The organism is Pseudomonas sp. S3_A09 (assembly GCF_054668065.1).
In genome coordinates this window covers 6,068,851-6,095,069 of the sequence record NZ_CP162752.1, presented here as the reverse complement: position 1 = coordinate 6,095,069, position 26,219 = coordinate 6,068,851, and the positions used below count along the sequence as shown (strand labels likewise).

Genomic DNA, 26,219 nt, shown 5'->3' with positions numbered 1-26,219 from the left:
ACCATCAGCTTCTGACGCGCTCCAAATTTCGCAGCTGTCTTTTCTTTGCGCAGAGTTCAATGATGCAATTTTTATCCAACCCTCATGGCTGTGAAGGTTGGGCCGGTGAAATGGCCCAGCGAATCCGCGCTTTCGATTGGGCCACCACCGACCTGGGCCCTATCGACAAATGGTCCACCAGCCTGACCTGCACCGTGCAGATGATGCTGGCATCACCCGTGCCCATGGTGATGCTGTGGGGGCAATGGGGGTACATGATCTACAACGACAGCTATTCGGTCTTTGCCGGTGGTCGCCACCCGTACCTGCTGGGAACGCCGGTAGAACTGGGGTGGCCGGAAGTCGCCGAGTTCAACCGTCACGTGGTGGACACTTGCCTGGCAGGCGGCACGCTGTCATTCAACAACAAGGACCTGGTGCTGTTGCGCAACGGCAAGCCAGAAACCGTATGGCTGGACCTGTATTACAGCCCCGTCGCCGGCGACAACCAGCAACCGGCGGGGGTGTTGGCGATTGTGGTGGAGACGACCGAGCTGGTGAAATCCGAACAGGTGCGCCAGGAGCTCACGCATAACCTGGAGCAGCGGGTCGCCGCTGAAGTGCAGGCGCGCTCGGCCGCCGAGGACCAACTGCGTCAGTCACAGAAGCTCGAAGCCATCGGCGGCCTGACCGGCGGTGTGGCCCACGACTTCAACAACCTGCTGCAGGTGATCGCCGGCAACCTGCATTTGCTGGCCCGCCACGAACCGGACAACGCCCAGGTGCAGCGCCGTGTCGCCGCGGCCATTGCGGCGGTGGAGCGCGGGTCCAAGCTGTCATCGCAATTGCTTGCGTTTGCCCGTCGCCAACCTTTGTCACCGGCGGTCTACAACCCGCAACGTATCTACGCAGGCCTCGGCGAGCTGCTGCAACGGGCGCTGGGGGAAACCATCCATATCGATGTGCAACTGCCCCAGGACTCGTGGTTTATCAACGTCGACCGCAACCAACTGGAAAATGCACTGCTCAACCTGGCGATCAATGCCCGGGACGCCATGAACGGCGAGGGCGTGATTCGTATCACCGGCGAGAACATCATCCTTAATCCGGACGATTGCGCGGGTAAAGGCATCAAGCCGGGCGAATATGTGCGCCTGGCGGTCATCGACACCGGTGTGGGTATGTCCGAGTCCACGTTGAAACGTGCGTTCGAACCCTTCTTCACCACCAAGCGCGAAGGCCATGGCACCGGCCTGGGCCTGAGCATGGTGTTCGGCTTTGTGCGCCAGAGTGGCGGGCATGTGGAGATGTGGAGCGAGGAGGGCAAGGGCTCGGTGGTGCAGATGTATTTCCCTCACAGCCTGGAGCCGGAAAGCCTCGATGTGCATATCGACCAACTCCCCCTAAGCAGCGGCCAGGAAACCATCCTGGTGGTCGAGGACAATGAAGGCGTGCGCCTGACCGTCGTCGAGTTACTCGAACAGTCCGGCTACACCGTGCTCACGGCCGATGACGGTGACCAGGCCATGCTCAAGCTACAAGCCGGTTTGCAGCCGGAGCTGATTTTCACCGATGTGGTCATGCCCGGCCGCGTCAAAAGCACCGACCTGGCCAACTGGGCGCGTGCGCAAAACCCGCCGGTGGCAGTCCTGTTCACCTCCGGCCACACCCGTGACATTCTCTCCAGCAATCATCTGCTGAGCGCCGATATTCATCTGCTGAGCAAGCCCTACAGCCCCGAAGCGCTGACGCAACGGGTGCGCAGCGTGCTCACCGCCCGACAAGGTTGTCCATGACTTCACAGCGCAACACGCCTGCAATCACTGCCCAGCAAACCGGTTTCGTCCGTGTGCGTGGCGCCCGCGAACACAACCTGCGGAATGTTGATGTGGATATTCCCCGGGATGCCTTGGTGGTGTTCACCGGCGTGTCGGGTTCCGGCAAGTCGTCCCTGGCGTTTTCCACGGTGTATGCCGAAGCGCAGCGGCGTTATTTCGAGTCGGTGGCGCCGTATGCCCGACGGCTGATCGACCAGGTGGGCGTGCCGGACGTGGACAGCATCGAAGGCCTGCCGCCCGCCGTGGCCCTGCAACAGCAGCGCGGTACGCCGAGCGCGCGCTCATCAGTGGGCAGCGTGACGACGTTGTCGAGCCTGATCCGCATGTTGTATTCCCGCGCCGGCAGTTATCCGCCGGGACAGCCGATGCTGTACGCCGAGGACTTCTCGCCGAACCTGCCCCAGGGGGCGTGCCCGCAATGCCATGGCTTGGGCCGTGTGTATGAAGTGACCGAAGCACTGATGGTGCCGGACCCTTCGCTGACCATCCGCCAGCGCGCGGTGGCGTCCTGGCCATTGGCGTGGCAAGGCCAGAACCAGCGGGACATTCTGGTGACCCTTGGCTACGACGTGGATATCCCCTGGCGCGACCTGCCGAAAAAGCAGCGCGACTGGATCCTGTTCACCGAAGAAACTCCCACCGTACCGGTCTATGCCGGCTTTACCCCGGAGCAGACCCGCGATGCGCTGAAACGCAAACTGGAGCCGAGCTATCAGGGCACCTTCATGGGCGCCCGGCGTTACATCCTGCACACCTTCGCCCACACCCAGAGCGCGCTGATGAAGAAGCGCGTGTCACAGTTCATGCAGGGCAGCGCCTGCCCGTTGTGCGAGGGCAAACGCCTGACCAAGGCTGCGCTGTCGGTGAAGTTTGCCGGGGTGGACATAGGTGAGTTGTCACAGTTGTCATTGGCGCAATTGGCCGAGTTACTGCGGCCAGTGGCGGCGGGGCAGGACACGATGAAACTCTCGGTGGAAAAACGCCTCGCCGCTCAGCGTATTGCCCAAGACTTGCTGGAGCGGGTCAGCACCTTGACCGAGTTGGGCCTGGGTTATCTGTCCCTGGAGCGCAGCACGCCAACCTTGTCGTCCGGCGAGTTGCAGCGTCTGCGCCTGGCCACGCAATTGGGCTCGCAGTTGTTCGGCGTGATCTATGTGCTGGATGAGCCTTCGGCAGGCTTGCATCCAGCGGATGGCGAGGCACTGTTCACCGCACTGGACCGTTTGAAAGCGGCGGGCAATTCATTGTTTGTGGTGGAGCATGACCTGGAAACCATGCGCCGCGCCGACTGGCTGATCGACGTTGGCCCGGCGGCCGGCGAACATGGCGGCCAGGTGCTGTACAGCGGCCCGCCTGCGGGGCTGGCACAGGTGCAGGCGTCGCAGACCCGCGCCTATCTGTTCGCTGAAAAGCGTGTCTCCAAGCAAGAGCGCCGTGAACCCACCGGTTGGCTGACACTGCAAGGTGTGACGCGTAATAATCTCAAGGACCTGAATGTCGATTTTCCGCTGGGCTGCTTCACGGCGGTCACCGGGATTTCCGGGTCGGGCAAGTCCAGCCTGGTCAGCCAGGCGCTGCTGGAACTGGTGAGCGCCGGTTTAGGGCGCGTGGTGGAAAATGACGAAGAACCAAGCCTGGAAGACGATGCGCCGCAAACCAGCGGCGGGCACATCCACGCCGGTCTGGAGCACATCCGCCGCCTGGTGCAGGTAGACCAGAAACCCATCGGCCGCACTCCACGTTCGAACCTGGCGACCTATACCGGGCTGTTCGACAATGTGCGCAAGCTGTTCGCGGCTACACCGGCGGCGAAGAAACGGCACTACGATGCCGGGCAATTCTCGTTCAACGTCGCCAAGGGGCGTTGCCCGAACTGCGAAGGGGAAGGGTTTGTCAGTGTCGAGTTGCTGTTCATGCCCAGTGTGTACGCGCCATGCCCGACCTGTCATGGGGCGCGCTACAACCCCGAGACCTTGGCGGTCAAATGGCAAGGTTTGACCATCGCCCAAGTGTTGGGGCTGACGGTCGAGCAGGCGGTCGAAGTGTTTGCCGAACAACCGAGCGTGCTGCGCTCGTTGCAGGTGCTGCGGGATATCGGCCTGGGCTACCTGCGTCTGGGCCAACCGGCCACCGAGCTGTCGGGCGGTGAAGCGCAGCGCATCAAACTGGCGACCGAGCTGCAACGCAATGCGCGGGGCGCGACCTTGTACGTGCTGGATGAGCCGACTACAGGCCTGCATCCGCGGGATGTGGACCGCTTGCTCAGCCAGTTGAATCACTTGGTGGATGCGGGGCATACGGTGGTTGTGGTGGAGCATGAGATGCGCGTGGTGGCGCAGAGTGATTGGGTGATAGATATCGGGCCGGGGGCAGGGGATTTGGGCGGGACGGTGGTGGCCAGTGGTACGCCGCAAAAAGTTGCGAAGAGCAAGAAAAGCCGGACTGCCGCCTTCCTGGCGAAAGCACTCTAAACCTGTGTAGGCGCGGGGCTTGCCGACAAGCCCGGCGCCTATACAAAAGCTGTCAGGTCTGTTGGATTTGCTGCTTGGCCTGCTTCACCACATTCTCCACGGTAAACCCGAACTTCTCCTGCAACTTGGCCAACGGCGCGGACGCACCGAAGCTGTTCATCACCACCTTGGCGCCGGTCTGGCCTACATAACGGTCCCAGCCCAATGGGCCTGCCTGTTCCACCACGACCCGCGCTTTCACCGCCGGCGGCAGCACACTGTCGCGGTAGGCCTGGTCCTGGTCTTCAAACAATTCCCAGCTGGGCATGGACACCACTTGCGCGGCAATCCCTTCGGTCTTCAGCTGCTCATAAGCCGCCACGGCCAGGCCGACTTCGCTGCCGGTCGCCAACAGCAGGACCTTGGGGTGGTCGGCAGCGGCCAGCACGTAAGCCCCCTTGGCCGCCCCGGACGCCGCTGCGTACTTTGTACGATCCAGCGTCGGTAACGGCTGACGCGACAACACCACGCAACTCGGCCGATGGGTTTGCGCCAGGGCAACCTTCCACAGCTCCAGGGTTTCATTCGCATCGCCCGGCCGCAGGGTCAGCAGCCCCGGCGTGGCGCGCAACTGCGTAAGGTGTTCGATCGGCTGGTGCGTCGGCCCATCTTCACCCACGCCAATCGAGTCATGGGTAAACACGAACACCACCGGCAACTCCATGATCGCCGCCAGGCGGATCGGCGGTTTCATGTAGTCGCTGAACACCAGGAACGTCGAGGTGTATGGCCGCAGGTAGGACAGCGCCAGCCCGTTGGCGATCGCGCCCATGGCGTGCTCACGAATGCCGAAGTGCAGGTTGCGCCCGCTGTAGTCGTCGGCACTGAAACGCCCGGCACCGTCAAAGGTAAGGTTGGTCTTGGTCGACGGTGACAAGTCCGCCGAACCGCCCAGCAGCCAGGGGACCTGTTCGGCGAACGCATTCAGCACCTCGCCGCCAGCGGCGCGGCTGGCGATGCCCTTGGGGTCGGTATCGAAGTCCGGCAGGTGCTTCTGCCAGTGTTCCGGCATTTCCCCGGCACGCATACGTCTCAATTCATCGGCCAATTCCGGTTCGAACTGCTCCAGCAAGGACAGGTGTTCGGTCCATTTTTCATACAGGGGCTCGCTGCGTTCAAGCAGGGCATCACGCAATTGTGCGCGTGCTGCTTCGGGGACCAGGAAGCTCGAGTCCTCGGGCCAGCCATACGCCGACTTGGTCAGGCGAATTTCCTCTTCGCCCAAGGGCTCGCCATGGGCGGCGGCCGTGTTGTGTTTGTGCGGTGAGCCATAGCCGATCACGCTGTCGACCACAATCAGCGTGGGTGCGCCACGATTGCAATGAAAGGCTTCCAAGGCATTGCTCAGGGCTTGCAAGTCGTTGGCATCGGTAACGTGCAGGGTGTGCCAACCATACGCCTGGAAGCGCTGGATCACGTCTTCGCTGAACGCAAGTTCAGTGTGGCCTTCAATGCTGATGGTGTTGTTGTCATAGATCCAGCACAGCTTGTCCAGCTTCAAGTGACCGGCCAAGGACGCGGCTTCACCGCTGATGCCTTCCATCATGTCGCCGTCGCCGCACAGGGTATAGACGTTGTAGTCGAACAAGGTTTTTTCTTCGCGGTTGAAGCGCTTGGCCAGCCAGCGTTCGGCCATGGCCATGCCGACACTGTTGGCACAGCCCTGGCCGAGCGGGCCCGTGGTGGTCTCCACGCCAGTGGTCATGCGGTATTCGGGGTGGCCAGGGGTCTTGGAGCCGGCTTGTCGAAATTGCTTGATATCGTCCAGGCTGACCGCGGGTTGGCCGGTGCGCTCGCCGTTGGCATCCAATTCCACTACGCCGGCCAGGTGCAGCAGCGAATACAGCAGCATCGAGGCATGACCAACGGACAACACAAAACGGTCACGGCTGGGCCAGTCGGGATGCTGGGGATGATAGCGCAGGAAGCGGCTCCACAACGTATACCCCACCGGTGCAAGGCCCATGGGCGTGCCCGGATGGCCGGAATTGGCCTTCTGCACGGCGTCCATGGCCAAGGTGCGAAGGGTGTTGATGCATTGGGTGTCGATATCAGTGGCAGCATGAGTCATGAAACCGGTCTCCCTCGGTTGGCTATCTAGAGTGGAGGGCAGGGGGCGGCAAAGGTTTGATCCAAACGCCCGCGCTGCGACGAACGGGGCTGTATTGACCCCGGACATGACAAGACCCCTCGCAATGGTCTAGCTTCTAGGGCGTAAGCCATTGATCAACTTGCGGAGGTACGCCATGCCAGTGAAACACGACCTGTATCAGGACTTGGGGTTGAGCAAGGAAGTCGTTCACGAACGCAGGGCGAGCGACAAACGCCTGGACTCGCTGCTCACTCAATACGATGACGCTGATAAGGAGGTGCTGAAGGCAGAATCGGCAAGCGCCAGCGATGAGGATGTGGAGAAGCTGAAGAAGAAGCGGCTGTTGATCAAAGACGACATTGTCGCAAAGCTGGGGTAAACCAAAACGCCTCCCCTGTAGGAGCAAGCTTGCTCCTACAGCAGGGACGGACATATTTGTTCAGAATTGTCTGGGGGACAGGATGCTTCTCTCTGCCTATCATGCCGACCGCCCACCCGGCTCTGGGGACTGTTGCGGCGCAAGGATTGTGCTGGTGAGTCGGGTGGGCACTTCATTTCAGGCCAGCAGTGCCTTTGTGCATTCATCGATAGAGCGTTGCTGCGTCACGCCATACAGCTTCAATTCATCAATCGTCCGACGTCCCAGCGCCTTTTCAAACTCGGCCCGATTCGAGTTGGCCGCGTAGTGACTCTGGGCTGCATCCCCCAGGTTCGACTGAAAAATCCCCGCCGCACTCACCGGTAGGAAATCCTCATACACCAACGGCTCCACATCGATGTGGCCGGCCTCGACCAGCGCTTCCAGTGTGCGCGGTTGAGCGGCAGTACCGCGCGCCGCCAAACCTTGTTCGGTGGCGAAGTAGCGGAAGTAGGCCAAGCCCTGTTCGCGCATCTGTGCATGGTTATCCGGGAACGCCTGGAAATGCCGTTCCATCAATTCGACATAACGTGCAGCGTTGCCCTCATTGGGAAAGGCGCCCAATTCGTCGCGCGCGGCGTTCAGCAACTGGTCGTACAGCGCGCGGCCTTTGGGGGTGAGCGCCACGCCGCGCTGTTCGATTTCGCCAAAGCGCGCACTGTGGCTGCCTTGAGCGTCGGTAAAGGCGATGGGTTCGTCGAGGGCCTTGAAGCTGGTCTGGCGCAGCAGGATCGGGCAATGCCGGCGCGGTGGGCCTTCGATCACAGCCTTGGGGGTGATGCCTTTGCCGGGCATGGCGGCCTGGACCTGGTCGATGTCCAGGGTGCGCGGGGTCAGGTGGTTGATATGCGGGCCTTTGAAGGCGACCACGTCGGCGATCAGGCGGTGCTGGTCGCTCAGTTGCTGGTACTGCGCGCCGGTGACGGTGGCGGTGTGGTGCCAGCGGAAGGTTTCCAGGGCCTGGCGGATAAACTCATCGGCGTCCTCGGCGTTGAGGCCGCCGTCCTTTTCCGCTTGTTCGATCAGCGTCAGGGCGCCAGGGGTGAAGATCGAGCGCTTGGCCAGCGCGGTTTCGGCGAAGGTGCGCAGGTCGGGATTTTCGATCAGTTCCAGGCGCAGCAATGAGGTAAATACCCGAAACGGGCTGGTTTGCAACGCCTGTTCATGCACGGCGCGAAACGCGGTGGAGTGCACCGGTACGCCGGCCGGTGTCAGGTCGTAGTAGCCCACCGGTTGCATGCCCATTACGGCAAACAGGCGGCTGATGGTCGCCAGCTCTGCCGCGGTGCCCAGGCGGATCGCGCCGTGGCGTTCCATGTCCAGGCGCTGTATTTCGCCGGTGCGTTGCAGCTGCTGCGCCAGCTGCGGCTGGGTGTCGAGTACGTGGGCATTGGTCTCGGCCACCAGCTCCATCAGGGCGCCATACAAGGGAACTTCATCTCGGTACATGTCGGACATGGCCTTGGAAAAGCCCCTACGGATCTGGTCGGGGCTGACATGTGCGGTGCTGGGCATAGAAAAATTCCTGATGGCTATAGCGGTAGAGGTGGCCTTTGCCTGGATTTTGTTGAGCGCAAAGCACCCTTGCAAACGAAGATTCCTCAGGACTTCATTCTGCAAATGAATGAGATGACGTGAATATGACAAAAAACAGCCCGTGAGAAATTTCATTTAACGGCGGCTTTCCTAACTAATTCTTCACGGATTCCGCCCTGGTCGGCATGAAAGAATCGTCACGTTTGCAAGGATGAAAACGCCGTTATGCACACCAGACACATAAAAAAATGTTTAGGGGCTGTCGTTAATGAAAATTTCTACACTGGCGTTGTCGATCACCGCCGCCGTTCTTGCACAACAGGCGTTCGCTGATGATTTCGGGCTCGGTTCGCTGGGCACCGGCAACGGTCACAGCGGCTTCTTGGAAGACAGTCATGCGGCCATCAGTTCGCGGACCATGTACTACAGCGCGGATAACCGCTCGGGGACCAACAACGACCTGCGCGAAGCCGCAACCGCGCTGCGTTTTGACTACAAATCCGGTTTCACCCAAGGCACCATCGGCTTGGGCTTTGACGTCATGGCTTTCGGCGCGCTGCGTCTGGATGGCGGTGATGGCCACACGGCGGGCGCGGGCCTCTCGGGCAACGGCAACAGCTTCTTCCCGACCAAGAACAACGGCACCGAGCCTGCGGATTCCTTCGGTCGCGCGGCGGGCAACGTGAAGTTCCGCATTTCCCAGACCGAATTGCATGTCGGTGGCGGCTTGGCGCCGGTGTTGCCGATCCTGGTTTCCAACGACAGTCGCGTGGCTCCGCAGACCTTTGGCGGTGGCATCCTCACCTCCAATGACATCCCCAATGTCACCTTCACCGGCGGTGAACTGAACCGCGCCGAAGGCCGTGCTTCCAGCAACTCCACGGGCTTGAGCGTGGCAGGCGGTACCCGCGACAGCGACAGCTTCAAATTCGGTGGGGTGGACTACAAACCGTTTGGTTCTTCCGACAACGTGATCGCGAAAAACCTGACGTTGCAGTACTACTACGCGCAACTGCAGGACTTCTACAAACAGAACTACTTCGGCCTGGTCCACGTGCTGCCGCTGGGCAATGATCAGTCGTTCAAGACCGACCTGCGCTACTTCGACAGCTCCAGCGACGGCAAGAACGGCGAGAGCGGTTACCAGTTCAACAACAACGGTGGCTACGCCAAGCACGCCAACGAAGTGGACAACAAAACCTACAGTGCGGCCTTCACCTACCAGTTGGGCGGCAGCAGCCTGATGCTTGGCCACATAGGCGTGGGTGATGACGGCGGCTTCGTGTGGGTGAACCAGGGCAGCCTGGCCGACCCGCACGCACAAGGCGCCGGCGGCAGCGACTTCTACCTGTTCACCGACGCCGTGGTCGGCCAGTTCTCCCGTGCGGGCGAGCAGGTCAACTTTGGTCAGTACTCGTATGACTTCAAGGCCTATGTGCCGGGTCTGAAGGCGTCCGTGGCTTACCTGGACGGCAGGGACATCAAGTCGAAGGTGGCCGGTGGCCCTGAACAGAAAGAAAACGAAGCCGACTTCCGCCTGGACTACGTCGTGCAGGCCGGTCCGCTGAAAGGGTTTGGTACGACTTTCCGTACCGGCACCTATCACGGTAAAAACACCGGCACCGCCGACCAGGACCAAACCCGCCTGATCTTCAACTACACCTACGCGATCTTCTAAGTCTTCATGTGCGCCCGGACGTCATTGGGCTCTACACTGCCTCTCACTGGGTAGGCGATGGAGGACCCGATGACGGCCACACCCGACAACCGGATACTTGGAACCCTCGAAGGCCAACGCTTGGCGCAGCAGGATGCCGAACGTTGGCGCGAGTGGGGCCCTTATTTAAGCGAACGCCAATGGGGCACGGTGCGCGAAGACTACAGCGCCGATGGCGATGCCTGGACTTACTTCCCCCATGAACACGCGCGCAGCCGTGCCTATCGCTGGGGCGAGGATGGTTTGGCGGGATTCAGCGACAAGGCGCAACGCTGGTGCCTGGGCCTGGCCCTGTGGAACGAGCGCGATGCGATCATCAAGGAGCGCTTGTTCGGCCTCAATAACGCCGAGGGCAACCACGGTGAGGACGTCAAGGAACTGTATTTTTTCGTCGACGGCGTACCGAGCCATGCCTATATGCGCATGCTCTACAAATACCCGCATGCCGCCTTTCCCTATGACGACCTGATCAGCGAAAACGCCCGCCGTGGCCTGGCGGATGCCGAATACGAGATCCTCGATACCGGCGTGTTCGAAGACAACCGTTACTGCGATGTCAGCGTCGAATATGCCAAGCATCAGCCCGACGACATTTTCATGCGCGTGACTGTGCGCAACCGTTCGGAGCAGTCGACGCGCGTGCAGGTAGTGCCTCAACTCTGGGCGCGCAATGACTGGAGCTGGACCTTCGACGCGCCCAAGCCGCAATTGACGATGGACGGGGAACAGGTGCTGGCGCGCCACCCTGAGTTGCCTGATCGGCATCTCGGCGCCTGGGGCCAGGACGGCGTGGAGTGGTTGTTTTGCGAGAACGAGACCAACGTTGCGCGGCTGAATGGGCAGCCGGCGCCGGGACCGTTCAAGGACGGGATCAATGATTACGTGGTGGCGGGTGTGCAATCGGCGATTCGCCGTGACCGCGGCACAAAAGTCGCGGCGCGCTTCATCCTTGAGCTGGCAGGCCTGGAAAACAAAACCCTCTACCTGCGTTTCGCCCCCGTTGATGCACCGCAGGTCAACGCCCGCAAGCTGTTCGAACAGCGCCGCCAGGAGTCCGATGACTTCTATGCCGCCTTGCAACACAACATCGCCGATGAGGATGCGCGCAATGTGCAGCGTCAAGCCTTGGCCGGGTTGCTCTGGTCAAAGCAGCTCTATTATTTCGATGTGAACCAATGGCTCGACGGCGACCCGGCACAACCCGCGCCGCCGCCCGAGCGCCTGCATATCCGCAATACCCATTGGCGGCACCTGTCCAACTTCGACATCCTCTCGATGCCTGATACCTGGGAATACCCGTGGTACGCCTCATGGGACCAGGGCTTCCAGGCGGTGGCCATCGCGCTGATCGATCCGGGATACGCCAAGCAACAGCTGTTGCTGTTGGTGAAGGACCGTTTCATGCACCCCAACGGCCAGTTGCCGGCCTATGAATGGCGCTTCGACGACGCCAATCCGCCGGTGCATGCCTGGGCCAGTTGGCGTGTCTATCAGCAGGACAAAGCGCTGACTGGCGTAGGCGATATGGATTTTCTTGAGCGAATTTTCCACAAGCTGCTGCTGAATTTTTCCTGGTGGGTCAACCGTAAGGACGCGGAGGGACGCAACCTGTTCCAGGGCGGCTTCCTCGGGCTGGACAATATCGCGTTGTTCGATCGCTCAGCCGCGTTGCCACCGGGTTACCAGCTGGACCAGGCCGATGGTACGGCGTGGGTGGCGGCCTATGCGCTGGACTTGATGCGCATCGCCCTGGAGCTGGCAAAGCGCAATGGCGTGTACGTCGACATTGCCGTGAAGTTCTTCGAGCACTTCCTGTATATCGCCGGCGCCATCAATCGCGTCGACGACAGCGCGGAAGGCCTGTGGGACGAGCAGGACCTGTTCTTCTACGACGTGCTGCATCGGCCCGACGGCGCGAACGAGCCGGTGCGCCTGCGTTCGATCGTCGGGCTGATGCCGCTGTTTGCCGTGTTGGTGCTGGAGCAGCGCGAGCATGAAGGCCTGGAAGGTTTGCGCGAGCGTTTGCTGGGGTTTATGAAGCACCGGCCGGACCTGGCCAAATTGGTCTCGCGCTGGAACGAGCCGGGGCAGGGCAATCGCCTGTTGCTGGCATTGTTGCGTGGTGAGCGCACCAAGGATTTGTTGCGGCGCATGTTGGCTGACGAAGAGTTCTTGTCGGCGTTTGGCGTGCGCTCCCTGTCCAAGGCGTTCGCCGAACAACCGCTGGCGTTGAAGATGAACGGCAACACCCTGTGTGCGAGCTACCAACCCGGCGAATCCGACTCGCGGTTGTATGGCGGGAATTCCAACTGGCGCGGGCCGCTGTGGATGCCGGTCAACTACATGCTGATCGAGTCGTTGCGAGAGTTTCACCGCTACTACGCGGACAACTTCTCGGTGGAGTACCCGGCCGGCAGTGGTTACCTGTCCTCCCTGGAGGACGTCGCCAACAGCCTCAGTCAGCGCCTGACGCGTCTGTTTCTGCGCGACGAAAATGGCTCAAGGCCGTCGATGGCAGGGTACGCCCAGCTGGAAGCTGACCCGGCCAGCCGCGACCTGGTGTTGTTCCACGAGTATTTCCACGGGGAAACCGGGTGCGGGTTGGGCGCGTCCCACCAGACGGGGTGGAGCGCGCTGGTGGCGTTGCTACTGCAGCCAGGGGCTTGAGCTTCTTTGTGGCGATTGTTGTGGTGAGCGGGCAGAGCGCTGAACTACAGGCGACGCAGGAAGGATTTAACGATGTGCCGGGTGGCGTCGGTGGTGTCCAGTTCATCCATGGCGCCATAAGGGTGCCACTGGCAATCGATTATTTCATTGCAGGGTTTTGCATTGGCGATGTTCACCACTGACGCTTCGAACACGTGGTGAACGGTGTCGCGCGCCTTCAGTTCCTGCAAGTACAGCAAGCCGTCCACGTTCAATCCGGTTTCTTCTTCCAGTTCGCGTTCCGCCGCGCCGACCGGGCGCTCATTGCGTTCGACCTTGCCGCCCGGCAGCGCCCATTTCGATCTGGCCTTGCGTACGAAGAGGATATGCCCCTCGTGTTCGCAAATGACCGTGGCCCTTATTTTCATCGTCTGTGCCCCCGCAGTGGGATGAATGTCATAAAAGTGTAATGCAATTGTCATGCTAAGTGGTTATGGCGCTGACGCGTGGGGTTGTGGATACTGCCCGATTGATCAAAACGGACGAGGAGAGCAGATGAGCACCGTACGCTGGGGCATGATCGGCTGTGGCAGTGTCACTGAGTTAAAGAGTGGACCCGCTTTCTACAAAGCGCCAGGTTCGGCGCTGGTCGCCGTGATGGGGCGCCGTGAAGAGGCTGTGCGCGATTATGCGACACGCCACGGGATTGCCCGCTTCTACACCGATGCCCAGGCCCTGATCAACGATCCCGAAGTGGACGCGGTGTACATCGCCACGCCACCCGACAGCCACCTGGAATACAGCCTGATGGTGGCCGCCGCGGGCAAGCATTGCTGTGTCGAAAAGCCGATGGCATTGAATGCCGAGCAAAGCGCATTGATGCAGCGCACCTTCGAGCGTGCCGGCCTGCATCTGTTTGTCTCGTATTACCGCCGATCACTGCCGCGTTTCCAGCAAGTGCGCCAGTGGCTGCAGGACGGGCGCATTGGCCAATTGCGTCACCTGACCTGGACCTTGTGTAAGCCACCGGGCGCCGACGACGCCAGCGCCGCCAATTGGCGTACCGACCCGCTCATTGCCGGTGGGGGTTACTTTGCCGACCTGGCCAGCCATGGGTTTGATCTGTTCCAGTACCTGGCCGGGGATATCGTCGAGGTCTCGGGCTTTACCGCGCGACAGGCCGGGCGCTACGCCGCCGAGGATGCGGTGACCGCCTGCTGGACGTTCGCGTCCGGCGCGCTGGGCATGGGCTGCTGGAATTTTGTCGCCGACCGCCGCGAAGACAAGGTCGAGCTGATCGGCAGCAAGGGGCGCATCACGTTTGCAGTATTCGAAGACCAGCCGCTGCGCCTTGAAGGCGAGGTGGACGAGGTGCTGGAGGTGCCTTGCCACGCGCATATCCAGTGGCATCATGTGCTGGCCATGAACGCCCATATTCGCGGGGAAGCCGAACACCCCTCACAGGCAATCGAGGCGTTGAAGACCGATCGGATCCTCGACAAGGTGCTACAGCGTAACCCCCATCATCCTGGCTAGGTACGATAGGGTTGTGTTTTTTCAAGGAACAGATGGATGAAATTCTGGATGATGGTGTGGCTGGTCATTGCCACCAGCGCAATGGCCGCACCACGAGAACAACGCCCGGCAGGGGATTTTGATTTTTATGTGTTGTCACTGTCGTGGTCGCCCACGTTCTGCCTGACGCACCCGAGCAACGAGCAATGCACGGGTAAAGGCTACGGCTTTGTATTGCACGGGTTATGGCCGCAGTATGCCCGAGGCGGGTGGCCGGCGTCGTGTGACCCGCAATCGCGGCTGTCGGCCGAAGACATTGCCAAGGGCGCGCTGATGTTTCCCACCCAGGCATTGCTCAAGCATGAGTGGGCCAAACACGGTACGTGCAGCGGCCTGGGACCCACGCGTTACCTGGACGCCACCGACGCGGCGCTGGCCACGGTGCAGATCCCGCAGCAACTGCAGCCATTCAATGTGCCCAATTACCTTGAAGCACGGGACATCGAACAGTTGTTCCGCCAGAGCAACCCCGCCATGGGCGATCACAGCATGGCGGTGATCTGCAAGGGCAAGGTGCTGTCCGAAGTGCGCGTGTGCCTGAGCAAGGAACTGCGCTTTGCCGGCTGCCCCAAAAGTGTGAAAACCCAGTGTCGCGGCGGTGATATTCGTATTCCGGTTCAGCGCTGATCCGGCGTCTGGAGCGCGTGCAACGCAATGGTTGCCGCGGCGTTGGCCGTTGGCGCCCCGGCGCGATCTGCCAGGTAACGTGCTGGCGGCTGGCCTACCGCCTTGCGGAACATGGTGATGAAGCCGCTGGCGTTCTCGTAGCCCAGGTCCAGAGCGACCCGCTGCACACTGTCGCCCCTGGCCAGGCGTTGCAGTGACAGGATCACATGCAACTGCCGGCGCCAGCGGCCGAAACTCAAGCCAAATTCTTCCAGCAACAGGCGCGTCATGCTGCGCTCGCTCATGCCGATGCGCATGGCCCATTGGCCGAGCGTGGCCTTGTCGCCGGGGTCGGCCAGCAGGCTGTCGGCCAGGCGCCGCAAGCGCGGATCCCGGGGCATCGGCAGGTGCAGGTCCTCGATGGGCGCCTGGGCCAGCTCGTCCAGCAGTGTGCGGATCAGGCGCCCCTGTGCGCCGTCCTCGTCATACAGTTGCGGGAAGCTTACGGCCTTGCTGATCAGTTCATGCAACAGGCCGGACACCGACAGCGTGCAACATTGCGCGGGCAGGGCGCCGGCGGCGTCCGGGTCGATCAACAGGCAATACACCTCCGCTTCGCCGGAACCGCGCGCCGCATGGGGCAGGCCGCCGGGAATCCACAGCGCGCACTGGGGCGGCACGATCCAGATGCCAGCCTCGATCTGGCAATGAATCACCCCGCGCAGGGTGTACATCAGCTGCCCTTTGCGATGGGAATGCGGGGCATGCTCCCAGCTCTCGGACGTGCTGGTGGCGTTCACGGCCACCACGGCGCGCGGGAGCAGGTCGGCGTCCCTGACTCTGGCGGGATCACGATGATCAAGGCGGTGGCGTTGCATGGCGGCTTCACGTATTGGCTGAATTGCGAAACATTCTGGCTATTCTGTGCAATGCCGTCCAGCGGGTTGAGCCTTATGCTGAGATTCACTCTCATCAACGGCTACTCAAGGGGCTTTGCCATGCGACTCGACAGTTCAACATTCCCAGTGGTGAAAATCGTCTTCGATGCACCCAACGAGGGCGGGCCGGAAGATGCCTTCCTGACCTTCGAAAGCCTGCTGGCCCGCCAGCAATCCTTCGTGCTGCTGCACGAGAAATCCGTGGATGAAAACAACCACGAGCACTCCCACGAGGAGCGCAAGCACGCGTCGATCTGGATGAAGAAAAACAAACAGGCGCTGCGCACCTACGTCAAAGGCATGATTCAGGTGGAGCCCAGCGCCGCGCAACGCTTGGCGCTCAAGCCGTTTGCCGTCATGTTCGGCAAGGCCTGGGGCTACCCGCTGCTGGTGGTGGAATCCAGGGAAAGCGCCTGGGCACTGGCGCGGGATGTGCTGGATGAGCGGGTGTCGGATGTGGCGCACTTCTAACCGCTCCTACAGGGGGATATGGCTCAGTCCACGCAGATCGCCCGCCCCAGCTTGCCTTTCTCCACCGTCGCCGAGCAGCCGAAGTGGCTGTTATCCACCTGGCAGGTGCCGCTGATCGGTGTGGTGCCTGTTTGCGTGGTCACGCTGGTCTGGCACTCACCCTCGCACTGGCTTGAATCGGTGCACGCCTTGCCCGCGTCCCTGTACGGCGTGATGCACTTCCAGGTCTGCAACTTGCCGACTTGCTTCATCGTGCCGCCGCCGGCCAGGCATGTTGACGCAGCGGAGTCTTGGGCGGGGGGCGTGGTGGGCGTGGTCGTGGTGCAAGCCGATACCAACAGCAGGGCGGCCAGGCCGATCATCAATTTCATGCAAAAGTCCTCATGGAGTAAGCGCAACGGTGCAGTGTACGGGCATTTGGACTACTTTGATTGACGAGCGATCCCTACCCGGTACTGGCCATGCGCACGTTATGGAAGCGGTATATGGCGTTGTTGGAAAACGATCTGAGCACGCAGATCTTCGACAACGTGAAAAACTTGCTGGTGTGTGCACTGCTGTTTGCGGCGGGGACGAATACGTTGCTGGGGCAGCGTGACTTGTTTATCGGGGTGTTTGCCTCCAGCGTGGCCGGCTGGGGCCTGATCATCCTGTCGACGCTGTTGATGCTCCTGAATATCAGCGACGGTATTCGCCGGCTCGCCAAGCTGCGTTATCACCTGGCGCTGCAGTTATTGTTGATCCTTGTCTACCTGGTGATCGCCGAACGGGTGGTCGAGATTGTGTGGGGCTTTCGGGCGCATTGAAGTATCCTCCGCGACCCGTTTGCCAGTGATTCAAACACAGATGACAGGACAAGACATGCAGGCGATGCTCTCGTCGATCCTCGACGAAGTGCGCCCCCTGATCGGCCTCGGCAAAGTCGCCGACTACATCCCCGCACTTGCCGATGTGCCCGCCAACCAACTCGGCATCGCCGTTTACGGCAACGATGGTGCGGCCTACTGCGCCGGTGATGCCGATACGCTGTTCTCGGTGCAGAGCATCTCCAAAGTGTTCAGCCTGGTGCAGGCCATCGACCACGGCGGCGAAACCATCTGGGAACGCCTGGGCCACGAACCTTCGGGGCAGCCGTTCAACTCCATGGTGCAACTGGAGTTCGAACGCGGCCGCCCGCGTAATCCGTTCATCAATGCCGGCGCGCTAGTGATCTGCGACATCAACCAATCGCGCTTCGCCGTGCCGATTTTGTCGATGCGCGACTTTGTGCGGCGTCTGTCCGGCAACCCGCAGATCCTGGTCAACAGCGTCGTCGCCGAGTCCGAAGCCCAACACGGCGCGCGCAACGCGGCCATGGCCTACCTGATGAAGTCGTTCGGCAACTTTCACAACGATGTCGATGCGGTGCTGCACAGCTATTTCAATTATTGCGCGCTGCAAATGAGCTGCCTGGATTTGGCCCGGGCCTTCAGTTTCCTGGCCAACGAAGGCGTGAGCGCCCACAGCGGCGAGCAGGTCCTCACCGCGCGCCAGACCAAGCAGGTCAACTCGATCATGGCCACCAGCGGGCTCTATGATGAAGCGGGAAATTTTGCCTATCGCGTGGGGTTGCCGGGCAAGAGCGGGGTAGGCGGCGGGATTGTCGCCGTGGTGCCGGGGCAGTTTACGGTGTGCGTGTGGTCACCGGAGTTGAACGCGGCGGGGAACTCGCTGGCGGGGATGAAGGCATTGGAATTGTTGAGTGAGCGGATTGGGTGGTCGGTGTTTTAGATCGCGTCGGATGGCAGCACTCAGGCCGTTCAGGCATAGATGGGTAAACGTCCAACTTTGTGGGGGCAGTTCACTCTGCGTGGGAGCGAACTCATCTCCCCCTGTGGCGGGGATCTGTTCAGTATTTGTGTTGCTTCATTTTGAACGTCTCTTCGGTATCGGAAAAATCATGCTGACCTCTCCCTGATACTCGCGATACCTGTCTCCAAACAACACCGTCAGATCCTTCTCTTCAAAGTAGGTGCCGATAAAGAGATAGACCGTCAGCCCCATCGCAAACTGTAAATGACCGACCGTCATGTCCGGCGTAGCCCAAAAGGCAATCAGGAACCCAAGATACAGCGGGTGACGAATGATCTTATAGAGCAACGGGGTCCTGAACACTGGCGCGTATTGCGCTGTGTCGCGCCAGCGGTCAATCGCTTGCTTGAGCCCGAAGAGTTCGAAGTGGCTGATCAACAGCGTCGCCAATAACACAATGGCCCACCCCGCCCAGAACAGCCCCGTTATCAAAGCCCTCGCCCAGGCTGTTTCGATATGCCATACCTGATAGGTGATGGGGTGCCACAGCCAGAACATCACCCCCAGTACCAGACTGCTGAACAACACATAGGTGGAGCGTTCAGCCGCCGTCGGAATGAGTGCAGTCAACCTGCTCTTGAAACGTTTACGCGCCATGACGCTGTGCTGTAGACCAAACAGGATGATCAGCAAACTGTTGATCAACGTTGCCAGTGGCCAGTCGATAAGTCGCCCCGCGTTGATGTTCTTGGGCACCACGACGCTGCCCAAGAACCCCATCAGGTATAAAAAGGTGACTAGGAAAACCACGTAGCAAGCGATGCTGTACACCAACCCGACCAAGCGCGCGGGGAGGCTGTCGGCGTGTGTTTGTGGGTTCATGGACGATTCCTTTCGCACATGGTAAAGGCGTGAGCCAGACGAGGATTGAGTTCGACTGGCTCAGGCTAGCAGGGTGCGTCGGTTCAGTAACCTGTGAGTGTTGACAGCTCTTTAGAGTGTTTAGCGATTCAAACGATGTTCAACCGGTCCAACAGGCTATACCACGCCACCCCCGCCCCGATGTAGAAACGCTGCAACCCATGCATCGGTAGCCGTTGCAACGGTGTCACCGGGTAGGCGAACTCCGCCTGGCTGTCACACAACTTGCCCGCCAACTGTTGCCCCAGGCTGGTACACAGTGCGATCCCGCGCCCATTGCAGCCCAGTGCCAACGTTAAACCCGGCGCGGGCTGGTGAACGTGGGGCATGAAGTCCCGCGTGATCGCGATACGTCCGGCCCAGCGATACTCGAACTGCAGTGGCCCCAACTGCGGAAACAGCAGCGCCAGCGAGCGTTCCAGGTGGGCGAAATCTGTCGGTGAAGTGGGGTCGTTGAACAGTCCGCGGCCGCCCATCAACAAGCGCCCATGGCTGTCCTTGCGAAAGTACAGCAGCAGCCTTTGCGCGGTGGAGACGGTTTCCTGGCCCGGCAGGATGCGCTCGGCGACGCTGCCACTCAACGGTGTGGTAGCGACGATAAAGCTGTTTGCCGCAAGGACGCTCTGCGCCATGCCCGGCCACAGGTTGCCGCTGTAGCCGTTGGTGGCCAGCACGACTTGATCGGCCATGACCCGTGCACCCGAAGCCGTCTGCAATTGCCAGCCCGCTCCCTGGCGCCGCAAGTCTGTCACCGCGCTCTGCCCATGAATGCGTACACCCGCCGCCAATGCCGCGCCCACCAATCCACGGGCATACGCCAACGGTTGAATCGCCCCTGCACGACCATCCAGCCAGCCGCCGGCAAATGCGTCACTGCCCATGCGTGACGCCACCGTCGACGCATCCAGACGCTGCACCGGCACACCGCGCCGCGCCCACTGATCCGCTCGCGCGTGCAGCCCGGCGACGCCTTTTTCGGTGTATGACACCTGCATCCAGCCCTTGCGTACCGGCGCGCAATCAATGCCGTGCTTTTCGATCAGCTTGAACACCAGGTCTGCTGAACTCGACACGGTCGAGATCAACGGTTCGGCGCGCTCCGGCCCGAACATCTGCACCAGTTGCTCGGGGTCGTATTTGAGCGTGGGATTGACCTGCCCACCATTGCGTCCAGATGCCCCCCAGCCGGGCTCATTGGCTTCCAGCACGCACACGCTGACACCACGCTCGGCCAAGTGCAGTGCGGTCGACAAACCGGTGTATCCCGCCCCGACAATCGCCACATCCACCTTCACCGACTCCCTCAACGCAGGTGTCGGCACCACCGAGGGCGCCGTCGCGGACCACAATGACTTCATGACAGGCTCCGCGTATCGCCAGTGGGGTGCAGCACCCGCCGCAGGAAATCCTGGGTACGCGGATGCTGCGGATTACCCAGCACCTGTTCCGCCGCACCACTTTCGACGATGTAACCGCCATGCAGGAAACACACGCGGTCGGCGACTTCGCGGGCAAAGCCCATTTCGTGGGTGACCACAATCATGGTCATGCCTTCGTCGGCCAGGGTGCGCATCACCGCCAGCACATCGCCCACCAGTTCCGGGTCGAGGGCGGAGGTGGGTTCGTCGAACAACATGGCGTCGGGTTTCATCGCCAAGGCGCGGGCGATGGCCACGCGTTGTTGCTGGCCGCCGGAGAGTTGCTCCGGGTAAGCATCGGCCTTGGCGCTCAGGCCGACCTTTTCCAGCAACACCAGGGCTTCTTCGCGGGCTTGCGTGGGCGGTTCGCCTTTGACGTAAACCGGGCCTTCCATCACGTTTTCCAGTACGGTGCGATGGGGGAACAGGTTGAAGCGCTGGAACACCATGCCCATGCGGCTGCGCAGGGCGTGCACGGTCTTGCTGCCGCGCTGCACGGTTTCGCCGAACACGGTGATCACGCCGCCGTCGTAGGCTTCCAGTGCATTGATGCAGCGCAGCAGGGTGGATTTGCCCGAGCCCGAGGGGCCGATCAGGCACACCACTTCGCCCTTGGCCACGTTCAGGTCGACACCGTGCAGTACGCGGTGGCTGCCGTAGTGTTTGTGCAGTTGGTGAATGTTGATCATGCTTTTTTCCTCCGACCCAGGTGTTGTTCCATGCGGCGCAGGCCATACACCAGCGGCAGGCTCATCAGCAGGTAGAGCAGGGCGACCAGGGTGTAGACGGTCATGTTCTGGAAGGTCGACGAGGCGATCAGCTGGCCCTGTCGGGTCATCTCGGCCACGGTGATGGTCGACACCAGGGACGAGTCCTTGAGCATCATCACCAGGGTGTTGCCGTAGGGCGGCAGAGCGATGCGAAACGCTTGTGGCAGGATCACCCGGCGCATCATCAGCGCCGAGCGCATCCCCAAGGCTTCGGCAGCTTCGCGCTGGCCTTGTTCGACGGCAATGATGCCGGTACGGAAGTTCTCGGCCTGGTACGCCGAGTAGGCGATGCCCATGCCGATCACACCCGCATAGAACGCGGTGAGGTGTACGCCCATGTCGGGCAGTACGAAGTAGATGTAGAACAGCTGCACAATGATTGGCAGGCCACGGATCACGTTGATGATGGTGCTGGCCGTCCACGACAGTGCACGAATCGGCGACAGCTTGAGCAGCGCCAGTACCAACCCGAGCGCACTGCTGAGCAGGAACGACAGCACGGTGATCTGGATCGTCACCCAGGCGCCTTGCAGCAGGATCGGCAGGAAGTCCAGGGCGTTTTGCAGGAACTCAGCCGGCTTCATGGGCGCACCTGGGTATCAAGTCCCCACTTCTTGAGGATGCTGTCGAGGGTGCCGTCAGCCTTGATGCTGGCGATGGCGGTGTTCAGGCGCTCCAGGGTTTGTGCATCGCCCTTGCGCACCACCAGGCAGACTTCGCCGACGTTGCTGGGCGTGTAGTCAGGAGCGAGCTTCACGCCTTTGAACAGCTTCTGGCGAATCTGGTAGGCCACCACTGGCTGGTCGCCCACAGCGGCCTTGATGCGGCCCAGGGAGAGGTCGCGGACCATCTCGCCGATGGAATCGTAGGTGCGGATCTCCTTGAAGATGCCGAGCTTGTTCAGCTGGTCATAGAAGATCGTGCCGGCCTGCACGCCGACCACCTGATCCTTGAGTGGCATGAGATCAGGGTAAGCGGCGTTGTCGTCGGCATTGATGATCAGGCCTTCACCGTACGCGTAAACCGGGGCGCTGAAGTCGACGACCTTGGTGCGCTCTTCGGTCTTGAGCATGCCGGCGGAAATGAAGTCGAGCTTGCCAGAGGTGAGGGAGGGGATCAGCGCGGCGAAGTTGGTCTGCTCGATCTGGCTGGTGAAACCGCCGGCCTTGCCTACGGCTTCAGCGACATCAACCATCACGCCCTGAATGCTGTTGCTCTTGATGTCGAGGAAGGTAAACGGCGAACCACTGGCCGTTGCACCGACTTTGTAAGAGGACGCACTTTCTGCGTGCACGGCGGTAACGCAGAACGTGGCACAGAGGCCGAAGGCAAGGCGGCGAAACAAGGGCGAAAGACTGTTCATCGGGTTACTCCAGAAGGAAAACGGAAAGTCAGTACCGCAAGCGGCTGCCGATGAAATCGCAAGCTCTGTGCCATTTCGATTAATAAAAATCGTATATCGCTACACAAAATTGAAAAAATGAAGCAGTCGTATCGATATGCGATATTAGATGGTCTATTTTTGTAATTTAAGGTAGAAATATCGCCACGCCTGATCGACCTGACCACGAGTACGCCATGTCCGAAGATCGCAACAGTCTGCACAACCAATCCCTGGAAAAAGGCCTGTCGGTGCTCAAGGCATTCAGCGCACAGCGCCGCAGCATGAGCCTTGCGGAGGTGGCCGAGGCCGCCGGCATGACCAAAAGTTCGGCCCAGCGCATGGTATTTACGCTCGAAAGCCTGGGTTACCTTCGGAAACACTCGCGCACACGGCATTACCAACTCACACCTCGGGTGTTGGAGTTGGGCTTCAGCTATCTGGATGCGCATTCGTTGATCGAGGTGGCCAACCCGTTTTTATCGGAACTGACGCGATTGACCGGCGAGACGTCGTGCCTTACCGAGCCTGCGGGCTACGACATGACCTACATCGCGCGCTTCGTCAGCTCGGGTTTCGTACCGGTGCACATGCCGATTGGCTCGCGGGTACCGATGTACTGCACGGCGTCGGGGCGGGCGTATTTGAGCGCGTTGCCGCAGGAGGAGGCGTTGGTGTTGATCGAGAACAGCCAGCGCATTGCGCATACCAGCCAGACATTGACCGAGGTCGACAGGATTCTGGAGTCGTTGCAGCAAGTGCGCGAGCAGGGCTATGCGGTAAATGGCCAGGAGCTGTTCCTGGGCGACATGACCATCGGCGCGCCGGTACTGGGTGCCAATGGCCGGCCGGTGGCAGCGGTGCATGTGGTGGCGCCGACCAGTCGGTGGAGCAGGGCGGATGCGCAGAAGCAACTGGCGCCGGCGTTGTTGCAGTGTTCGCGGGCGCTGAGCAATTCAGCGCGGAACCTCGAATAACCGACAACCTCTGTAGGCGCTCGCGAAAAACCAACAGGCACCGCGTGCATCCAGAATGCCCGCGTCTTCGTTGACGTTCTTCGCGAGCAGGCTCGCTCCTACAGTAGGGTGGGTTGGCATCAAAAAAAATGCGCCCCTCAGGACGCATTTTTTGTTCGGTCAACGATTGCCTATTCAGGCAATTGCATCCCAGGCACGATCACCGTGCTCGTCTTTGATCCGCGTCGGCAAGCCCATCACGTCCAGCGCTTTCAGGAACGGCTCGGCTGGCAGTTCCTCGACGTTGGCCATGTGCTTCACATCCCATTCGCCACGGGCGACCAGCAGCGCAGCGGCCACCGGTGGTACGCCTGCGGTGTAGGAGATGCCCTGGCTGTCGGTTTCGGCAAAGGCTTCTTCATGGCACGCCACGTTGTAGATGAACAACTCGCGTGGCTGGCCATTCTTGGTGCCCTTGACCAGGTCTCCAATGCAGGTTTTGCCGGTGTAGCCCGGTGCGAGCGAAGACGGGTCGGGCAGCACGGCCTTGACCAGTTTCAGCGGCACGACTTCCAGGCCTTCGGCGGTGGTGACCGGCTTCTCGGAGAGCAGGCCGAGGTTCTTCAGTACGGTGAACACGTTGATGTAGTGTTCGCCGAAACTCATCCAGAAACGCACGTTGGGCACGTCGAGGTTTTTCGACAGCGAGTGCACTTCATCGTGGCCGGTGAGGTAAAGGTTCTGCGAACCGACTACCGGCAGGTCGTCGGTGCGTTTGACTTCGAACATGGTGTTGCTGGTCCACTGGCTGTTCTGCCAGCTCCACACCTGTCCGGTGAACTCGCGGAAGTTGATTTCCGGGTCGAAATTGGTGGCGAAGTATTTGCCGTGGGAGCCGGCATTGACGTCGAGAATGTCGATCGAATCAATGCGGTCGAAATGCTGTTGCTGCGCCAGCGCGGCATACGCGTTGACGACACCCGGGTCGAAGCCCACGCCAAGGATGGCGGTGATGTTCTTCTGTTTGCACTCTTCCAGGTGGTTCCACTCGTAGTTGCCGTACCACGGCGGGGTCTCGCAGACCTTGCCCGGCTCTTCGTGGATGGCGGTGTCGAGGTACGCAACGCCGGTGTCGATGCAGGCCCGCAGGACCGACATGTTGAGGAACGCGGAACCGACGTTGATGACGATCTGCGATTCGGTCTCGCGGATCAGGGCCTTGGTCGCTTCCACGTCCAGGGCGTTCAGCGCGAAGGCTTGGATATCGGCGGGAACCTTGAGGCTACCCTTGGCCTTGACGCTGTCGATGATGGCCTGGCATTTGGAGATGTTGCGCGACGCGATAGCAATACGACCGAGTTCGTCGTTGTGCTGCGCGCACTTGTGGGCCACCACCTTGGCGACACCTCCTGCACCAATGATAAGAACGTTCTTTTTCAATTGCTTTATCTCTCCTTTATCCGCCAGCTTACGAAAGGCTGGACAGGTAGTCGTCGTAACCAAATTCACGAACCACTTCGACAGTACCGTCGAGTTGTTTCACTACGATGGACGGCATTTTCAGGCCGTTGAACCAGTTTTTCTTGACCATGGTGTAGCCTGCGGTGTCGATGAACGACAGCCGATCGCCGATGGCCAGCGGACGATCAAATTGATACTCGCCGAAAATGTCCCCGGCCAGGCAGGATTTGCCGCACACCATGTAAGTGTGTTCGCCATCGCTCGGTGCCAGCTTGGCATTGAGGCGATAGATCAGCAGGTCCAGCAGGTGGGCTTCGATGGAGCTGTCTACCACGGCGAGGTTCTTGCCGTTGTAGAGGGTGTCGAGCACGGTGACTTCCAGGGAGGCACTGTTGGTGATCGCCGCTTCGCCGGGTTCCAGGTACACCTGCACGCCGTACTGTTCGGAGAACGCTTTCAGGCGCGCGCAGAACGCGTCCACCGCGTAGTCTTCCCCAGTGAAGTGGATGCCGCCGCCGAGGCTGACCCACTCGACCTTGTGCAGCAGCGCGCCGAAGCGTTCTTCGATCACGCCCAGCATCTTGTCGAACAGGCTGAAATCGCCGTTCTCGCAGTTGTTGTGGAACATGAAGCCGGAGATCTGCTCGATCACACCTTCGATCTTCACCGGATCCCATTCGCCCAGGCGGCTGAATGGACGCGCCGGGTCGGCCAGCAGGTAGTCGGAACTGCTCACCTGTGGGTTCACGCGCAGGCCACGGGTCTTGCCTTCGGAACGTTCGGCAAAACGCTGCAGCTGGCTGATGGAGTTGAAGATGATCTTGTCGCAGTTATTCAGCATCTCTTCGATTTCATCGTCGGCCCAGGCCACGCTGTAGGCGTGCGCCTCGCCTTCGAACTTCTGGCGACCGAGCTTGAGCTCATACAGCGACGACGACGTGGTGCCGTCCATGTATTGCTGCATCAGGTCGAACACCGACCAGGTGGCAAAGCACTTGAGCGCCAGCAACGCCTTGGCGCCGGACTGCTCGCGCACGTAAGCAATCTTCTGCATGTTGACCAGAAGCTTCTGTTTATCGATGAGGTAGTACGGCGTTTTGATCATTTTTGAGAGCCTGCGGCGGTGCCTGCCAAAAAAGGACACGCATTGTGCCCGCACTTGGATCGAATCGAAAGGTTAGTGGGCGGATTTTGC

Annotated in this window: 23 protein-coding genes; 11 read left to right on the top strand and 12 right to left on the bottom strand. The window is 60.7% G+C overall.

The genetic code is table 11. The features are described from left to right. The first annotated feature begins 62 nt into the window (after nucleotides 1-62). Complete coding sequence (locus tag AB4N92_RS28260; RefSeq protein ID WP_010209882.1) at nucleotides 63-1,775, top strand: ATP-binding protein; 1,713 nt, start codon at nucleotides 63-65, stop codon at nucleotides 1,773-1,775. Continuing rightward, nucleotides 1,772-4,288, top strand: a complete 2,517-nt coding sequence (gene uvrA / locus AB4N92_RS28255) for an excinuclease ABC subunit UvrA (protein WP_021491609.1) — start codon at nucleotides 1,772-1,774, stop codon at nucleotides 4,286-4,288. Before AB4N92_RS28260 ends, uvrA begins: the two co-directional genes overlap by 4 nt. 52 nt (nucleotides 4,289-4,340) lie before the next feature. Here the strand turns inward: uvrA and tkt are convergent, their stop codons facing one another. Then, nucleotides 4,341-6,398: a transketolase gene (gene tkt, locus AB4N92_RS28250; protein WP_106119112.1), complete on the bottom strand. Its 2,058-nt coding sequence runs from the start codon at nucleotides 6,396-6,398 to the stop codon at nucleotides 4,341-4,343. Nucleotides 6,399-6,573: 175 nt separating this feature from the next. Here tkt and AB4N92_RS28245 point away from each other — a divergent pair, with 175 nt between their 5' ends. Further along, on the top strand, nucleotides 6,574-6,798 hold the full coding sequence (locus tag AB4N92_RS28245) for a DUF465 domain-containing protein (RefSeq protein WP_010209888.1): 225 nt from the start codon (nucleotides 6,574-6,576) through the stop codon (nucleotides 6,796-6,798). A 177-nt stretch (nucleotides 6,799-6,975) separates the two neighbouring features. Here AB4N92_RS28245 and hglS read toward each other — a convergent pair whose 3' ends face one another. Continuing rightward, the gene (gene hglS / locus AB4N92_RS28240; RefSeq protein WP_154847128.1) at nucleotides 6,976-8,352 is read right to left on the bottom strand and encodes a 2-oxoadipate dioxygenase/decarboxylase HglS; all 1,377 of its coding nucleotides are present in this window, start codon (nucleotides 8,350-8,352) and stop codon (nucleotides 6,976-6,978) included. Nucleotides 8,353-8,641: 289 nt separating this feature from the next. On the opposite strand from hglS, the gene AB4N92_RS28235 reads away from it, so the two are divergent. Continuing rightward, nucleotides 8,642-10,051 carry an OprD family outer membrane porin gene (locus AB4N92_RS28235; RefSeq protein WP_236267261.1) on the top strand — a complete coding sequence of 470 codons (1,410 nt, stop codon included), beginning with the start codon at nucleotides 8,642-8,644 and terminating at the stop codon, nucleotides 10,049-10,051. Between the two features lie 69 nt (nucleotides 10,052-10,120). Next, the gene (locus AB4N92_RS28230; protein WP_236267264.1) at nucleotides 10,121-12,757 is read left to right on the top strand and encodes an MGH1-like glycoside hydrolase domain-containing protein; all 2,637 of its coding nucleotides are present in this window, start codon (nucleotides 10,121-10,123) and stop codon (nucleotides 12,755-12,757) included. 44 nt (nucleotides 12,758-12,801) lie between these two features. On the opposite strand, the gene AB4N92_RS28225 is transcribed toward AB4N92_RS28230, so the two are convergent. Next, nucleotides 12,802-13,164, bottom strand: coding sequence for an NUDIX hydrolase (locus AB4N92_RS28225; protein WP_236267265.1), 363 nt, complete (start codon nucleotides 13,162-13,164; stop codon nucleotides 12,802-12,804). Nucleotides 13,165-13,291: 127 nt separating this feature from the next. Here AB4N92_RS28225 and AB4N92_RS28220 point away from each other — a divergent pair, with 127 nt between their 5' ends. Further along, nucleotides 13,292-14,272 carry a Gfo/Idh/MocA family protein gene (locus AB4N92_RS28220; RefSeq protein WP_021491604.1) on the top strand — a complete coding sequence of 327 codons (981 nt, stop codon included), beginning with the start codon at nucleotides 13,292-13,294 and terminating at the stop codon, nucleotides 14,270-14,272. Between the two features lie 36 nt (nucleotides 14,273-14,308). Then, entirely contained in the window at nucleotides 14,309-14,938 is a 630-nt protein-coding gene (locus tag AB4N92_RS28215; protein WP_010209899.1) for a ribonuclease T2 family protein, read from the top strand. Here AB4N92_RS28215 and AB4N92_RS28210 read toward each other — a convergent pair. After that, nucleotides 14,929-15,795 carry an AraC family transcriptional regulator gene (locus AB4N92_RS28210; protein WP_010209900.1) on the bottom strand — a complete coding sequence of 289 codons (867 nt, stop codon included), beginning with the start codon at nucleotides 15,793-15,795 and terminating at the stop codon, nucleotides 14,929-14,931. The genes AB4N92_RS28215 and AB4N92_RS28210 overlap by 10 nt on opposite strands. A gap of 120 nt (nucleotides 15,796-15,915) precedes the next feature. Here AB4N92_RS28210 and AB4N92_RS28205 point away from each other — a divergent pair, with 120 nt between their 5' ends. Next, nucleotides 15,916-16,326 carry a hypothetical protein gene (locus AB4N92_RS28205; protein WP_236267267.1) on the top strand — a complete coding sequence of 137 codons (411 nt, stop codon included), beginning with the start codon at nucleotides 15,916-15,918 and terminating at the stop codon, nucleotides 16,324-16,326. Between the two features lie 23 nt (nucleotides 16,327-16,349). On the opposite strand, the gene AB4N92_RS28200 is transcribed toward AB4N92_RS28205, so the two are convergent. Further along, complete coding sequence (locus AB4N92_RS28200) at nucleotides 16,350-16,697, bottom strand: hypothetical protein (RefSeq protein WP_010209902.1); 348 nt, start codon at nucleotides 16,695-16,697, stop codon at nucleotides 16,350-16,352. Nucleotides 16,698-16,787: 90 nt separating this feature from the next. On the opposite strand from AB4N92_RS28200, the gene AB4N92_RS28195 reads away from it, so the two are divergent. Both AB4N92_RS28195 and glsB read left to right on the top strand, forming a co-directional pair. Then, nucleotides 16,788-17,132, top strand: a complete 345-nt coding sequence (locus AB4N92_RS28195) for a hypothetical protein (RefSeq protein ID WP_029529123.1) — start codon at nucleotides 16,788-16,790, stop codon at nucleotides 17,130-17,132. A 55-nt stretch (nucleotides 17,133-17,187) separates the two neighbouring features. Further along, the gene (gene glsB / locus AB4N92_RS28190) at nucleotides 17,188-18,096 is read left to right on the top strand and encodes a glutaminase B (RefSeq protein WP_010209905.1); all 909 of its coding nucleotides are present in this window, start codon (nucleotides 17,188-17,190) and stop codon (nucleotides 18,094-18,096) included. 135 nt (nucleotides 18,097-18,231) lie between these two features. Here glsB and mddA read toward each other — a convergent pair whose 3' ends face one another. The 5 genes from mddA to AB4N92_RS28165 all read right to left on the bottom strand — a co-directional run bounded on the left by mddA (nucleotide 18,232) and on the right by AB4N92_RS28165 (nucleotide 22,589). Then, a complete protein-coding gene (gene mddA / locus AB4N92_RS28185) occupies nucleotides 18,232-18,999 on the bottom strand; it encodes a methanethiol S-methyltransferase (protein WP_045791996.1) in 768 nt (255 codons plus the stop codon). 128 nt (nucleotides 19,000-19,127) lie between these two features. Then, nucleotides 19,128-20,396, bottom strand: a complete 1,269-nt coding sequence (locus tag AB4N92_RS28180) for an NAD(P)/FAD-dependent oxidoreductase (RefSeq protein ID WP_021491601.1) — start codon at nucleotides 20,394-20,396, stop codon at nucleotides 19,128-19,130. Beyond that, nucleotides 20,393-21,145 (bottom strand): amino acid ABC transporter ATP-binding protein, encoded by a 753-nt coding sequence (locus AB4N92_RS28175; protein WP_010209910.1) that lies wholly within the window; start codon nucleotides 21,143-21,145, stop codon nucleotides 20,393-20,395. The genes AB4N92_RS28180 and AB4N92_RS28175 overlap by 4 nt, the downstream gene beginning before the upstream one ends. Beyond that, a complete protein-coding gene (locus AB4N92_RS28170) occupies nucleotides 21,142-21,810 on the bottom strand; it encodes an amino acid ABC transporter permease (RefSeq protein WP_021491600.1) in 669 nt (222 codons plus the stop codon). The genes AB4N92_RS28175 and AB4N92_RS28170 overlap by 4 nt, the downstream gene beginning before the upstream one ends. Further along, entirely contained in the window at nucleotides 21,807-22,589 is a 783-nt protein-coding gene (locus AB4N92_RS28165; protein ID WP_010209912.1) for an ABC transporter substrate-binding protein, read from the bottom strand. The genes AB4N92_RS28170 and AB4N92_RS28165 overlap by 4 nt, the downstream gene beginning before the upstream one ends. Nucleotides 22,590-22,804: 215 nt before the next feature. Here AB4N92_RS28165 and AB4N92_RS28160 point away from each other — a divergent pair, with 215 nt between their 5' ends. Further along, nucleotides 22,805-23,584 (top strand): IclR family transcriptional regulator, encoded by a 780-nt coding sequence (locus AB4N92_RS28160; RefSeq protein ID WP_010209913.1) that lies wholly within the window; start codon nucleotides 22,805-22,807, stop codon nucleotides 23,582-23,584. A 174-nt stretch (nucleotides 23,585-23,758) separates the two neighbouring features. Here the strand turns inward: AB4N92_RS28160 and AB4N92_RS28155 are convergent, their stop codons facing one another. Next, nucleotides 23,759-25,003, bottom strand: a complete 1,245-nt coding sequence (locus AB4N92_RS28155) for a saccharopine dehydrogenase family protein (protein ID WP_010209914.1) — start codon at nucleotides 25,001-25,003, stop codon at nucleotides 23,759-23,761. A gap of 28 nt (nucleotides 25,004-25,031) precedes the next feature. After that, nucleotides 25,032-26,129, bottom strand: coding sequence for a carboxynorspermidine decarboxylase (locus tag AB4N92_RS28150; RefSeq protein ID WP_044287303.1), 1,098 nt, complete (start codon nucleotides 26,127-26,129; stop codon nucleotides 25,032-25,034). Nucleotides 26,130-26,219: the final 90 nt, after the last annotated feature.